The following is a 14,432-nucleotide window of genomic DNA, read 5'->3' as shown; positions in this document are numbered from 1 at the left end:
CGCAAATAAAGCAAACCGCCGTTATGATTAACGGCGGTTTAGTTTCGATTATTTTTTAACAACCAGTTCTAACTCTACAGGTACGGTTGGTTCAACTTTTTCACCTTTTAATACTTTATCGGCGATTTGTACACCAACGATCCCAATTTGATCTGGACGCTGTGCGATTGTTGCGCCTAATTTTCCACCTTCAACGGCTTTAATACCATCATTAGTACCATCAAAGCCAACAACCAACACATCATCACGCCCCGCGGTTTGTAACGCTCTTAATGCCCCTAGAGCCATTTCATCGTTTTGTGCAAAAACCGCTTGTACGCTAGGGTGCGCTGTTAGCAAGTTTTGCATAACGTTTAAACCTTTAGTTCTATCAAAATCAGCAGGTTGGCTCGCTAATACATTAAATTTATGCTCTTTAGCTCCCGTATTGAAACCTTCACCGCGCTCACGTGCCGCTGAAGTTCCGGTGATCCCTTCTAATTGGATAACTTTGGCATCATTACCTGTTTTTTGAGCAATAAAGTCGGCCGCCATTTTTCCTCCCATACGGTTATCTGAAGCAACGTGGCTGACCACCTCGCCTTTATTTGCCGCACGGTCAAGAGTAATAACTGGAATATTCGCTTTATTTGCCATAACGATAGCATTACCAACAGCATCTGAATCTGTTGGGTTAATTAACATTAGCTTAGTACCGCGAACGGTTAGGTCCTGAACATTGGCTAACTCTTTAGCTGGATTATCTTGAGAGTCCAGAACAATGAGTTCATAACCTAATTTATCAGCTTCTTTTTGGGCGCTGTCCTTCATCGTCACAAAGAATGGATTGTTGAGGGTAGAGATCACCAGAGCAATACTCTCTTTAGCCATTGCATTCACACTAACGGTGGCACTCAAAGCGACCGCTGAAAGTAAAGTTGCGAGTTTTTTCATTTTCATCATCGTATTCCTGTAGGGTATAGGTTACTTTTTATTATCAACCAGCACTGCTAATAAGATAACGACTGCTTTCACAATCATTTGATAGTTTGACGAGATACCTAATAAGTTTAATCCATTGTTAAGAAAACCTAAGATCAGCGCACCAATCAACGTGCCAACAATACGCCCTTTACCACCAGCAAGGCTTGTTCCTCCGAGAACAACGGCAGCAATCGCATCTAGTTCATAGCCATTACCCGCCATCGGCTGTGCGGAAGATAGGCGGGCAACCTCAATCACACTTGCTAATGCAGCAAGTAACCCGCATAAGGCGTAAACAATAATTTTTATTCGGTCAACATTAATACCCGATAGTCGAGTTGCCGCTTCATTCCCACCTAGTGCATAGATATAACGGCCTAAACGTGTGTGATGTAATAAATACCATGCCGCAGCAAAGACAATGATCATCAGCCAAATTGGTGTTGGAACCCCAAATGGTCGACCGATACCAAACCAACCGAACAGATCCGCATTATCACTAAAACCAGTATTGATTGGGCTGCCATCGGTATAAACACGGGTTACTCCACGCAGTAATAGCATCATAACCAAGGTCGCAATGAAGGCTTGCACTTTGCCTTTAGCCACAATCACACCTGTACATGCACCGATAGCAGCACCAAGGGCTAATGCTCCCGCAACGGCGACGAAGGCATTCACATCAGCCCCCACCATCGATGCCGCAACAGCCCCAGTTAAGGCCAGTAATGAACCAACAGATAGGTCAATACCGGACGTTAAGATCACCAACGTCATCCCCACCGCCATGATGGCGTTAACCGATGTCTGTTGCAGGATATTAAACAGGTTATTAAGGGTGAAAAAATTCGGGCTAAGCGATGAAACGATAGCTATTAATACTAATAACGCAATTAATGACTTTTGTTCCATTAGCCATGCTTTGCTGAACCAACGTTTTGAGGTTGTGGTATTCGATGTCATACGGATAACTCCTGAACTGAGCCGTAATTTTTGCCAACAGCGGCAGCCATTAACACTTCTTGGGTGGCTTGTTGAGCTGAAAACTCACCACTAATACGCCCTTCATGCATAACCAGAATGCGGTCACTCATTCCAATCACTTCTGGCATTTCAGAAGAGACCAAAATGATACTCAGCCCTTCTTTTTTGAATTGATTAATTAATTGATAGATCTCTTTTTTAGCCCCTACATCCACACCTCGAGTTGGTTCATCTAAAATCAGGACTTTAGGCCTTGTCATCAAGCCACGCGCAATCGCGACTTTTTGCTGGTTTCCTCCTGATAGGTTGCCAATAATCTGCTCCATGGAAGGGGTTTTGATATTAAATAAGCGAATAAAGTCACCGACCGTCTGTTGTTCTTCTTTATGTTTAAGATTGCCGCCAGCACGGCTAAAGTAACGAAGTGCTGTCAACGACATGTTCTCTTTGACGGACATGCCTAGTACTAAACCATCACGCTTACGATCTTCTGAAATATAGACAATGCCGTTATTTAAGCCGTCTTGTGGGGTTTTTAATGTGATACTTTTGCCATCAAGGCGTACTTCACCGGATTTTTTCTTTACGGCACCATAGATGATTTTCATTAGTTCTGTACGACCAGCCCCCATCAGTCCCGACACGCCTAAAATTTCACCACTTCTTAATGAGAAACTGGCATTATCGACCCCTGGGCCTGATAGATTTTCAACTTGTAAACGTACATCCCCAACGGGCACACTAATACGCGGGTATTGATCTTCTAATTTACGCCCCACCATCATCTCTATGAGCGTTTCTTCTTTTAACGTTTTTACACTTTTTTCGCCGATAAATTGCCCATCGCGAAACACAGTTACATCATCGCAAATTTCAAAAATTTCTTTTAAGCGGTGAGAGATATAAACAATCCCGCACCCTTGTGCTTTTAATTCTTCAATAACGCGAAAGAGTGATGCCGTTTCTGTATCAGTAAGCGCATCGGTCGGTTCATCCATGATGATGACTTTAGATTCAAAGCTTAAGACTTTTGCTATCTCAACCATTTGTTGTTCGCCAATTGATAATTCAGCAATCAATTGATGGCTGTCATAATCAAGGTTAAGACGTTTTAGTAACTTATCAGACTCACTAAATAGGGTTTTCCAGTCAATTTTACCGAATCGACTCACAAACTCGCGGCCAAGAAAAATATTTTCGGCAATAGAAAGTTCAGGTATCAGATTAAGTTCTTGGTGAATGATACCAATCCCTGCTTCTTGAGAGTTTTTAGGGCCATGAAATGTAACCTCTTTCCCTAAATAACGAATAGCACCTGCGTCTTTACTATAAATTCCTGTGAGTACTTTCATCATGGTTGATTTGCCGGCACCATTTTCCCCAACCAGCGCCATGACTTTTCCTGGGTAGACATTAAGTGAAGCACCATTTAGCGCTTTTACACCCGGAAAAGATTTTTCAATACCGATAAGTTCTAATAAAGGTTGCATACACACCTCAGAAGGTCACACCGGAACAGAGGATCACATTCGCAAAAGGTGAACACTCTCCTGTTCTAATCACCGCTTTGCTATCGTGCGTCATTTTTTTAAAGTGTTCATGACGACAATATTCCACTTCGATTGGCTTTCCTTGCGTAAGCTCTAATGCTTTCAGGTGTGCTAATATGGCTTGCTCCATTTTTTGATTTACCGTCATAATTTCTTCAGCCAGAATCACTTTTTCAACCTGCATTTCCTGAGTAACAACACTCAGTACAGACATAAAATCGGGTAATCCTTGTGTGATGGCTAAATCAATACGCTCAACTTGTTGTGGTATAGGTAACCCTGCATCAGCGATGGCAATATGATCAGTATGGCCCAACTTGGCGATGACTGACGTAATATTGGAATTAAGCAAAATACCTTTTTTCATTGTTTCCACTGTTCCTGTCTGAGCGAAACGTTTCGCTCAATCTAATATAGATAAGAAAGTCAACAACTCAACATTATTGACTAAGATTTGTGATCGCTATCGAAACGTTTCGTTAACAGGGAAAACAGATAGAAAGGTGAACTTATTGAATTAGTTAAAGCTGAATCGTTTTTGTGATTCACTATTAGGAATCAAAGAAAAAATAACAAAAGACATTGCACAAATTATCTCAGGATAGATAACCTAACAATATATACTCTCAATAATTCGAGAAGCAGTTAATTCGTCAATGAGTGGCTCACTCTCTATGCATAATACGAACAGCTAACAAAGCGATAACTTGAAGTATGACGAGATGTTGCCTAAGTAATCATAAAGGAACCAATATGCAGCTAGCGGAACGAATTGCCCAACTGAGTAACTATCTTGAAAGTGGACTGTATGAACGCCAGCAAACGATACGTTTATGCTTATTGGCCACATTAAGTGGCGAGAGCGTTTTTCTTTTAGGTCCTCCAGGTATCGCTAAAAGCTTGATAGCTCGCCGTATGAAGTATGCTTTTCGTCATGCTAATGCATTCGAATATTTGATGACGCGTTTTTCGACTCCTGAAGAAATTTTTGGTCCATTATCCATACAAGCTCTTAAGGATGAAGGGCGCTATCAACGACTGACAAAAGGCTATTTACCCGATTCTGAAGTTGTTTTTCTTGATGAGATTTGGAAAGCCGGCCCCGCTATTTTGAATACGCTCTTAACGGCAATCAACGAGCGAAAGTTTCGAAATGGTGATGATGAAAGCGCTATTCCAATGCGTTTATTAGTGACCGCATCTAACGAACTTCCCGATGCAGATAATAGCTTAGAAGCCTTATTTGATAGAATGCTTATTCGTATCTGGCTCGATAAAGTACAAGAAAAACAAAATTTTAGATCACTATTAACTGGTAAACCGCCAAAAGAGGAATCACTCGTACCTGATCATTTAAAAATCAGTGATGATGAATATGCTGAGTGGCAGCAACACATACCAAAAATAACGCTGCCCGATCATTGTTTTGAACTCATTTATCAGCTTCGCCAACAATTAGATGTCACGGATAAACAGCTTTATGTATCTGATAGGCGTTGGAAAAAAGCCGTTTATTTATTACAAGCAAGCGCATTTTTTAATGGTAGAAGTGAAGTTTCGCCTCTTGATATTGTGCTACTGAAAGATTGTTTATGGCATGACATGCAATCAATGAATACATTGCCTCAGCTAATCAAATCAATATTAGAGGAAGATGGTTGGCAGCAAAGAAAATACACTCGTGAAATGGAAATGCTCTATCAAGAATGGACATCATCAACACAAGAACAAAATAACCAAAATGCCTTTAAAGTCACTAAAAGCACGGCGATGTTTGCTCGCCGCCCTACCTATACGTTGCCTGAAGAGATCAAAGAGGGTCGTTTAACACTGTTTCTGCATAAGCCCCTGCAATTGCATGATATAAAAGTGACATTTATTACTACAGATAAAAAATCGCTCACTCATTTTCTCACTAAAGGCACAACCCTATCAGCTCACCTTAATGGTATTGGGTTCGCACAAGAAATTGCAGCTGAAATAAACACTATGAATCAAATTCAGTTATTGGATGTTAGCCATCAAGCTTCAACCCTCTATCTACAGGCGTTAACAACCCGCAGTGATAAAACAGATAATCAAGTATGGCTAGAAAAACTAGATAAAATCCAACAAGATATTCAATCGGCACGTTACCAATTTGAAAAACAACAACCCAATTTATTTATTGAATCAAAGTGGCTGGCTGGCATAGAAGAGAGCTTTATTAAGTTAACGGAGAAATTAACTCATTTACGTAACCAAATCATAGGTAAAGTGGTGGATTAACCATGCTGAGTTTAGCCACGCTAGACCTATTGCTTTCCGTTAATGAAAGCCAATTAATCGAAGAGATCATTATATCGCTTCTCGCCACACCGCAATTAGCCGTTTTCTTTGAAAAACATCCTCGGCTCAAGAAAGCACTATTAAAAGATTTATCGGAATGGAAAAAAGATCTTAAACAAAAGCTGCAAGATGCCTTAGTGCCTGCTCAACTCGCTGAGGAGTTTCAACTTTACCAACGCGCTCTAGGTCAGGCAACTGAGTTGTTTTTTAACCAATTACCGGATTTAATCACAAAACTAGAGCAGTTAGATTCACCTTTTTATCCAGAAGCCCGCAAACTAGCGACGGGTAAAATTGATAATTATAGTGCGAGACAAAGTCTATTCATTCAGCGTTGGCGTATTAATTTAATCTTACAAGTCACAACATTACATAAAGAGTTGTTAGAACAAGAAAAAGAACAATTATTAGCTGAATTACAAAGGCGACTTGCACTAAGTGGTAATCTAGAAGAAATTCTCGGTGAGAATGAACGAGCAGCAGGCCGGCTATGGGATTTAAGCAAAGGACTCAATACCGCATCAGTCTATAATGATAAGTTATTGAACCACTACAGTGATTTTTTACGCCAACAGCCTGAATTGGAAAAAATAGCTCAACTATTAGGTCGTAGCCAATCTGCGCGTTCATTACCTGAAAATAGCGTACTTCTCGAACCGATGACCCTCTTAGAAAAAGTACCAGAAACGGTACCTGAGCAAGTCAACGGACTTAATCAAAGTGATGATATTTTACGCTTACTCCCCACAGAATTAGCTATGTTGGGATTAGAAGACGTTGAGTTTGAATTCTATCGTAAGTTGCTTGAAAAACAGTTAATGACCTATCGATTACAGGGGGAAAGTTGGCAAGAAAGGCGAGTACTTCGCCCTATCACTCATCATCATCATGAAGAACAGCCTAGAGGGCCTTTCATTGTCTGTATTGATACGTCAGGTTCGATGGGGGGAATCAATGAACGTTGTGCCAAAGCCTTTTGCCTCGCATTATTAAAAATTGCGCTGGCGGATAACCGTTCATGTCATATCATGTTATTTTCTACTGAAATCGTTCACTATGACTTAGTCTCCGCAGACGGGTTAGAACAATGTATGCGCTTTTTGCATCAGACATTTCGTGGCGGAACTGATTTGGCTAGTTGCTTACAAGAAACCGTCAAACAACTTGAATCACCATCGTGGGTGGATGCTGACACTGTGATTATTTCAGACTTTGTCGCGCAACGTTTACCTGACGAATTAATACAAAAAATAAGATCACTACAAAAGGCAGGGAAATACCGCTTCCATGCGGTATCTGTTTCAAATTATGGGAAACCCAGTATCATGAAGATATTTGATCATATCTGGCGCTTTGACACTGGGTTAAAGAGCAGGTTATTGCGCCGCTTTAGTCGCTAACTACAGCATACCCGCAACAGATTCACGAGTTTCTGGAGACCAAACACCACATTGAACTTGGCCAATGTGCTGACGTTGGAGCAGTAACATCACTAAACGTGACTGACCAATACCGCCGCCGATAGTCTGTGGCATTTTGCCTTCGACTAATGCTTGGTGCCATTCTAGCTCCATGCGCTTTTCATCGCCTGTTAAGCTTAGCTGACGAGTCAGGCACTCAGGGCTAACACGGATCCCCATTGACGAGATTTCAAATGCGTCTTGCAACACTGGGTTCCACACAATGATGTCACCGTTTAAGCCTTTATAACCCTCTTCGTTTTCGGTTGTCCAATCATCATAGTCTGGAGCACGAACATCATGCGCTTCACCGTTAGAAAGTTTGCCACCGATACCGATAAGGAAAACGGCACCTAATTCTTTTGCAATTGCACGTTCACGGCCTTTTGCATCTAAATCAGGATAACGTTGTAGCAGTTCTTCACTGTGGATAAAGTGAATTTGTTCTGGCAGGAACGGTGCCAGTCCAAATTCGCTACTAATGGCGGCTTCTGTTTGTTTTATTGCCTGATAGATTTTACCCACTGTCTGCTTCAGATAAGGAAGAGTACGTTCCTCATCACCCATCACTTTTTCCCAATCCCACTGATCAACATAGACTGAGTGAATTGGGGTTAAGCGATCTTCATCTGGACGTAACGCTTTCATATGAGTGTAGAGACCTTGGCCTGGCTTAAAATCGAATCGACCTAATGTCTTACGCTTCCATTTTGCCAAGGAGTGAACCACTTCAAAGGTTGCATCCGGAATTGATTTTACTTTTACTTGAACCGCTTTTTCATGGCCAGACAAGTTGTCCTGAGTACCATCACCTAAACGACTTAAGATAGGACCTTGAACTTCAATCAAGCCAAGTTCTTTTTCAAGTAAACGTGAAAAATAAGATTTTACAAAGCTGATTTGTTGCTGTTGTTCGATAAATGATTTGTCCATTGTATTCACCCATAATTTGTTAGCTGCGTTAGCCGATGTGTAGATTAAGCAACAAAATAGGGGTGGAATTCAATATACTTCATTAAAAAAACACTTTCACATTTATTTTATCTAAAAAAATGGGTATAAAAATAAGAATTCGTTAAATTAAGGAGGTAATAATGCCTGAAAATTATCAGATCGATAATCTCGACCGTGACATACTTCACGAATTAATGAGAAATGCACGTACCGCTTACGCAGAACTGGCTAAAAAGTTCTCTGTCAGCCCAGGCACAATTCATGTGCGTGTAGAAAAAATGAAACAGGCAGGAATCATTACAGGAACACGTATTGATATCAGCCCGAAACAACTCGGTTTTGATGTGTGCTGCTTTATTGGCATTATTTTGAAAAGTGCTAAAGATTATCACACCGCCCTCAAAAAATTAGACGCCCTAGAAGAAGTGGTTGAGGTCTACTATACGACTGGGCAGTACAGCATTTTTATTAAAGTGATGTGCCGATCGATTGATGCCCTCCAAGACGTACTTATCAACAAAATTCAAACGATAGATGAAATTCAGTCCACAGAAACACTGATCTCGCTACAGAACCCGATCATGAGAACAATTAGCCCATAAAAAAAAATTTCTATAACCACATTATCCACAGGTAGATCCCAGCTCATTCACAGCGTACAATAGCGCCCTAATGTAGCGATCGGGAATCACCATGACAAAAGTAACCCTAATAAGCGGCAGCACAATGGGGAGTGCTGAGTATGTTGCAGAACATATGGCAGAGATCTTAGAAGAACTTGGCCATGAAACCGAAGTGCAACATGGACCAGACCTAGATTCACTACCACGTGAAGGTTTATGGCTGGTGGTGAGTTCAACGCACGGTGCGGGTGATCTTCCTGAAAATATTCAACCTCTCGCTGAACAAATAGAAAGTCAATCGCCTGATCTCAGTCAGGTTCAATTTGGCAGTGTAGGAATTGGCAGTTCTGAATATGACACTTTTTGTGGCGCAATTCATAAATTAAACACCTTATTAATCGATCATGGTGCTAAAAGGATCGGCGAACCACTCGAAATTGATGTTCAGCAACATGAAATTCCTGAAGATCCAGCAGGTGAATGGGTTAAAACTTGGGCGATCGAACTCTGATTTGTTCAAAATAACAACGATCAGATGTGGATAACTCTGGTAAGATCTCGGTATTAACCGGTAGTTATCCAGAGTATAAGTTTTAATGTCGCCATGGGCTGTGTATAACTACCCTTTTAGATCCCAGCTTATACGCAAAAGGATCACGGATCATTCACAGTATATGATCCTTTACAGTTTTATGATCTTTATAGTGAATATTCAGTTATCCACAGATACTGATGATCCTAATAAAAGATCTAATAAAGAGATCTTTAAATAAAAAGATCTTTATATTATAAGGCTCGGATCAACTTAGCTTGGTCTATCCTTAAAACTTGAGTAGAATTCTCTCCTCGAATGCAACAGTCAGCATTTTTCTAACGTTAAGGTTCACACATGTTTTATCCAGAGCAATTTGACGTCATCGTAATTGGTGGTGGTCATGCCGGTACTGAAGCAGCAATGGCAGCTGCACGTATGGGGCGTCAAACCCTATTACTGACTCACAATATTGATACTTTGGGCCAGATGTCCTGCAACCCAGCCATCGGTGGGATCGGTAAGGGACATCTGGTTAAAGAGATCGATGCCCTTGGTGGCTTAATGGCCACTGCAACTGACAAAGCGGGTATTCAATTTAGAACGTTGAATGCCAGTAAAGGACCTGCTGTTCGTGCAACACGTGCACAAGCAGACCGAGTACTTTATCGTCAAGCCGTCAGAACCGCTTTAGAAAACCAGCCTAACTTAATGATCTTCCAACAACCTGTTGAAGATTTAATTGTTGAAAACAATACGGTAACGGGTGCTATTACCCGTATGGGGCTAAAATTTAAAGCTAAAGCCGTTGTGCTAACCGTTGGAACTTTCCTTGATGGAAAAATCCATATTGGTTTAGAAAACTACAGCGGTGGCCGAGCAGGTGATCCACCTTCTATTTCTCTTTCACAGCGTTTAAGAGAACTGCCTTTACGGGTCAATCGCTTAAAAACAGGTACCCCACCGAGAATAGATGCTAGAACAATTGACTTTAGCCAATTAGCTCAGCAACTTGGTGATGATCCCATGCCTGTTTTCTCCTTTTTAGGATCACAAGATCAACATCCACAGCAGGTACCCTGTTATATCACTCATACCAATGAAAAAACGCATGATGTGATCAGAAATAACCTTGATCGTAGTCCTATGTATGCAGGGATCATTGAAGGGATCGGTCCTCGTTATTGTCCTTCTATCGAAGATAAAGTGATGCGCTTTGCTGATCGCAATGCACACCAAATCTTTTTAGAGCCTGAAGGATTAACAAGTAATGAGATATACCCAAATGGTATCTCCACCAGCCTTCCATTTGATGTGCAAATGCAAATAGTTCACTCAATGAAAGGAATGGAAAACGCGAGGATCATACGTCCAGGTTATGCTATCGAATATGATTTCTTTGACCCTCGAGATCTCAAACAAACCCTTGAAAGCAAGTTTATTAATGGCTTATTTTTCGCTGGCCAGATCAATGGTACAACAGGGTATGAAGAAGCGGGAGCACAAGGCTTACTCGCTGGACTGAATGCTGCTCAATATGCCTTTGATCGAGAAGGCTGGTTCCCTCGTCGCGATCAGGCTTATATGGGCGTGTTGGTTGATGATCTTTGTACATTAGGTACCAAAGAACCATACCGTATGTTTACTTCCCGTGCAGAATATCGATTAATGCTACGTGAAGATAACGCGGATCTTCGCTTAACCGAAAAAGGTCGTGAATTAGGCCTCGTTGATGATGTACGTTGGGCTCACTTTAATAACAAAGTGGAGTTGATTGAAAAAGAGCGTCAGCGCTTGAGAGACATTTGGGTTCATCCTAAAGCAGAAGGCCATGATGAAATAGACCAAATATTGTCAGTACCACTTTCTAAAGAAGCCAATGGTGAAGATTTACTGCGTCGTCCAGAAATGGATTACCAATTATTGACGTCACTGAGCCGTTTTGCGCCGGGGATCACAGATCCTCAAGCTGCTGATCAAGTTGAAATACAAGTTAAATATGAAGGTTATATCGCTCGTCAGCAAGAAGAGATAGAACGACAATTACGTAATGAAAATACATTACTCCCTGTCGACCTTGATTATAAGCAAGTGAAAGGGCTGTCAAATGAAGTGATGGCAAAATTGAATGATCATAAACCAACTTCAATTGGCCAAGCTTCACGTATCTCAGGAATTACCCCAGCGGCTATTTCCATTTTGCTTGTTTGGTTGAAAAAGCAAGGCATGCTACGTAGGAGTGCTTAAAAATGAGTTTATTAGCGCACCTAACGCGTTTATCGACACTTGCGAATATCGAATTAACGGAGAAACAAAAACAACAGTTAGTTGGGTATGTGGAATTACTTGATAAATGGAATAAGGCATATAACCTGACTTCTGTTCGTGATCCTCAACAAATGCTTATTCGCCACATTATGGATAGCATAGTGGTGAACGGTCAGCTAAAGGGGACATCATTTATTGATGTTGGAACTGGACCCGGTTTACCGGGAGTTCCTCTTGCGATTGTTCGTCCTGACTCACATTTTGTGTTACTTGACAGCCTAGGGAAGCGAGTTCGCTTCCTGAAACAGGTTCAACATGAGTTAGGGCTAAGTAATATTGAGCCAGTGCAATTTCGTGTCGAAGAGTATCAACCCGAAATCGGTTTTGATGGTGTGATTAGCCGCGCATTTGCTTCTTTAAGCGATATGTTGAACTGGTGTCACCATCTTCCTAAGTCGTCTGGGAAGTTTTATGCATTGAAAGGTGTCGTGCGTGAGGATGAACTTTCTGACCTACCTAACCCATTTTCCATTGACTCTATCACTGAGTTGAAAGTCCCTGATCTTGATGAGCAACGTCATTTAGTGATTTTATCTTTAAAATAAAGTTGCTTTTTATCAATTAAATTTTATCTTTTAGAGCTTTAGCAGTCACATTTACAATGTTACTGCTATTTTTATTTTTAGGGGGATTTTACCAATTCGGATTTTACGTTACTTTTACACGGTAATAACGAATAACTATCAAAAATACACATTAGACATTAAAAAATATCGCTAAACAGAGATTTTAGATAAATCACTTGGATGTTTAAGATCATTAATAATGAAATATTTGATTTATTACATCTTTTTTTCGATTGAAAAATAACGTTTTTAATTATTTGATTTAAAGCTTAAATCTTTTTTTTCTTAATTAGAAACCTTGACCCCGTTAATAATGTAACTAACATGAAATGTGATTTGTATCACAGAAAAATGTTTTTGATTGTCGAGTCATTAACTATTTATTAATTATTATTGCCACATTTCTGCGCTATCTCGAAAAAATTAAATATTTATTCACCTTTTCGCTACTTACTGATTGAATTCATTTCGCCTGCCCGTATAATTTGCTCGTTTTTGTCTCTTGACACATTTAAGCAAAGACAGTTTTATACAACACTTAGCGTTTCTGAGGCTGAGAACAGCTGGGAGTACAAAAAGTTATGTCTGTATCCCTTTACGACAACAAGCATGCAGTAAAGCAGTTGTCATTTCAGCTAATAACTTTTGTGATCCTCAGTGGGGCTTTCTGTGCAAATAGTATAGAATGGGGGGCCTCTGCTCTTGCGGGTGGTTTAGCATGCTGGTTACCTAATATCGTATTTATGCTGCTAGCCCATTTTCAGAAAGCAAAAGAAGAGGATGAACCTGTCCGCATTGCCTGGTTCTTTGCATTAGGAGCAGGGCTAAAGGTTGTAACAACCATTACTGTGTTAGTCATTGCTTTCGGTGTGTTTAAAGCGTCATTGACACCACTGGGTTTGACCTATTTAGCGGTGCTAATTGTTCAGATTGTTGCACCAGCCGTTTTAAGGCGGTAAGTATTTTTAAACTACAAAAGGGTAAGAGGCATCATGTCTGCATCAGGAGAAGTGATGACTACAGAGGATTACATAGGCCACCACCTGAAAAACCTTCAGTTGGACCTGAGTACCTTTAAGTTGGTCGATCCCCACGCTAGTCCAACATTTTGGACGTTGAACATTGACTCGCTTTTTTTCTCAGTAGTTCTCGGGGCTTTGTTCCTGTGGCTATTTAGAAGAGTTGCAGTTAATGCGACTAGTGGCGTACCCGGTAAGTTACAGACTGCAATAGAACTGATCATTGGTTTCGTTGATAACTCAGTCCGTGATATGTATCACGGTAAGAGCAAGGTTATTGCTCCTTTGGCATTAACTGTGTTCGTCTGGGTATTTTTAATGAACCTGATGGATTTACTCCCAATCGATTTCCTACCGTATATTGCTGAGCATTATCTCGGGTTACCTGCATTACGTGCAGTACCAACCGCAGATGTTAGTGTCACTCTATCTATGGCGATTGGCGTGTTTATCCTGATCCTCTTCTACAGCATTAAGATGAAAGGAATCGGTGGATTTACGAAAGAGTTGACTCTTCAACCTTTCAATCATCCAGTCTTTATTCCTATTAACTTAATTCTTGAAGGGGTAAGCCTGCTGTCAAAACCTGTATCACTCGGTCTGCGACTGTTTGGTAACATGTATGCAGGTGAATTGATCTTTATTCTTATCGCGGCTCTGCTTCCGTGGTGGTCACAGTGGTTGCTAAGCCTGCCTTGGGCTATCTTCCACATACTGATTATTACGCTACAAGCCTTTATTTTTATGGTTCTGACTGTTGTCTATCTGTCGATGGCATCTGAAGAGCATTAATTTAACTATCAATATTGTCTTAACTGAAACAAACTGGAGACTGTCATGGAAAACCTGAATATGGATCTGCTGTACATGGCTGCTGCTATTATGATGGGTTTAGCGGCGATCGGTGCTGCGATCGGTATCGGCATCCTAGGTGGTAAATTTTTAGAAGGTGCTGCTCGTCAGCCAGATTTAATCCCTCTGCTGCGTACTCAGTTCTTTATCGTAATGGGTCTTGTCGATGCTATTCCGATGATTGCTGTTGGTCTGGGCCTGTATGTAATGTTCGCTGTTGCCTAACTTTAGTTACAGAACACTTAGAACGTTAACTTATTAATTAACAAGAGG

At 40.8% G+C, this 14,432-nt stretch carries 14 protein-coding genes; 9 read left to right on the top strand and 5 right to left on the bottom strand.

Annotation, left to right across the window (positions count from 1 at the left end):
• Window positions 1–48: 48 nt before the first annotated feature.
• Genes rbsB through rbsD form a run of 4 tightly spaced genes read right to left on the bottom strand, consistent with a single transcriptional unit; the run spans window position 49 to window position 3,864 of the window.
• The gene (rbsB, locus tag M1F03_RS00225) at window positions 49–939 is read right to left on the bottom strand and encodes a ribose ABC transporter substrate-binding protein RbsB (protein ID WP_154625043.1); all 891 of its coding nucleotides are present in this window, start codon (window positions 937–939) and stop codon (window positions 49–51) included.
• 24 nt (window positions 940–963) lie between these two features.
• Window positions 964–1,926 carry a ribose ABC transporter permease gene (rbsC, locus tag M1F03_RS00220; RefSeq protein WP_154625039.1) on the bottom strand — a complete coding sequence of 321 codons (963 nt, stop codon included), beginning with the start codon at window positions 1,924–1,926 and terminating at the stop codon, window positions 964–966.
• Window positions 1,923–3,437 carry a ribose ABC transporter ATP-binding protein RbsA gene (gene rbsA / locus M1F03_RS00215; protein ID WP_196714145.1) on the bottom strand — a complete coding sequence of 505 codons (1,515 nt, stop codon included), beginning with the start codon at window positions 3,435–3,437 and terminating at the stop codon, window positions 1,923–1,925. The genes rbsC and rbsA overlap by 4 nt, the downstream gene beginning before the upstream one ends.
• Window positions 3,438–3,444: 7 nt before the next feature.
• Window positions 3,445–3,864 carry a D-ribose pyranase gene (gene rbsD, locus M1F03_RS00210; protein WP_154625037.1) on the bottom strand — a complete coding sequence of 140 codons (420 nt, stop codon included), beginning with the start codon at window positions 3,862–3,864 and terminating at the stop codon, window positions 3,445–3,447.
• 386 nt (window positions 3,865–4,250) lie between these two features.
• On the opposite strand from rbsD, the gene ravA reads away from it, so the two are divergent.
• A complete protein-coding gene (gene ravA, locus M1F03_RS00205; RefSeq protein WP_251464825.1) occupies window positions 4,251–5,765 on the top strand; it encodes an ATPase RavA in 1,515 nt (504 codons plus the stop codon).
• 2 nt (window positions 5,766–5,767) lie between these two features.
• Complete coding sequence (gene viaA, locus M1F03_RS00200; protein ID WP_251464824.1) at window positions 5,768–7,225, top strand: ATPase RavA stimulator ViaA; 1,458 nt, start codon at window positions 5,768–5,770, stop codon at window positions 7,223–7,225.
• On the opposite strand, the gene asnA is transcribed toward viaA, so the two are convergent.
• Entirely contained in the window at window positions 7,226–8,218 is a 993-nt protein-coding gene (gene asnA / locus M1F03_RS00195; RefSeq protein WP_154625034.1) for an aspartate--ammonia ligase, read from the bottom strand.
• 161 nt (window positions 8,219–8,379) lie between these two features.
• Here asnA and asnC point away from each other — a divergent pair, with 161 nt between their 5' ends.
• The 7 genes from asnC to atpE all read left to right on the top strand — a co-directional run bounded on the left by asnC (window position 8,380) and on the right by atpE (window position 14,384).
• Window positions 8,380–8,841 (top strand): transcriptional regulator AsnC, encoded by a 462-nt coding sequence (asnC, locus tag M1F03_RS00190; protein WP_154625033.1) that lies wholly within the window; start codon window positions 8,380–8,382, stop codon window positions 8,839–8,841.
• 91 nt (window positions 8,842–8,932) lie between these two features.
• Window positions 8,933–9,373: an FMN-binding protein MioC gene (gene mioC, locus M1F03_RS00185; RefSeq protein ID WP_154625032.1), complete on the top strand. Its 441-nt coding sequence runs from the start codon at window positions 8,933–8,935 to the stop codon at window positions 9,371–9,373.
• Between the two features lie 378 nt (window positions 9,374–9,751).
• The gene (mnmG, locus tag M1F03_RS00180; protein ID WP_154625031.1) at window positions 9,752–11,641 is read left to right on the top strand and encodes a tRNA uridine-5-carboxymethylaminomethyl(34) synthesis enzyme MnmG; all 1,890 of its coding nucleotides are present in this window, start codon (window positions 9,752–9,754) and stop codon (window positions 11,639–11,641) included.
• A 2-nt stretch (window positions 11,642–11,643) separates the two neighbouring features.
• The gene (gene rsmG, locus M1F03_RS00175; protein WP_251464823.1) at window positions 11,644–12,267 is read left to right on the top strand and encodes a 16S rRNA (guanine(527)-N(7))-methyltransferase RsmG; all 624 of its coding nucleotides are present in this window, start codon (window positions 11,644–11,646) and stop codon (window positions 12,265–12,267) included.
• Window positions 12,268–12,869: 602 nt separating this feature from the next.
• The gene (atpI, locus tag M1F03_RS00170; RefSeq protein ID WP_154623599.1) at window positions 12,870–13,247 is read left to right on the top strand and encodes a F0F1 ATP synthase subunit I; all 378 of its coding nucleotides are present in this window, start codon (window positions 12,870–12,872) and stop codon (window positions 13,245–13,247) included.
• Window positions 13,248–13,280: 33 nt separating this feature from the next.
• Entirely contained in the window at window positions 13,281–14,099 is an 819-nt protein-coding gene (gene atpB / locus M1F03_RS00165; protein ID WP_163860455.1) for a F0F1 ATP synthase subunit A, read from the top strand.
• 45 nt (window positions 14,100–14,144) lie between these two features.
• Complete coding sequence (gene atpE / locus M1F03_RS00160; protein WP_004393045.1) at window positions 14,145–14,384, top strand: F0F1 ATP synthase subunit C; 240 nt, start codon at window positions 14,145–14,147, stop codon at window positions 14,382–14,384.
• Window positions 14,385–14,432 lie beyond the last annotated feature (48 nt).

Source organism: Providencia sp. PROV080 (assembly GCF_033688105.1).
Classification (GTDB): Bacteria; Pseudomonadota; Gammaproteobacteria; order Enterobacterales; family Enterobacteriaceae; genus Providencia; species Providencia zhejiangensis.
Note: the sequence above shows the minus strand (reverse complement) of the source record. Positions and strands in the feature narration are given on the sequence as shown.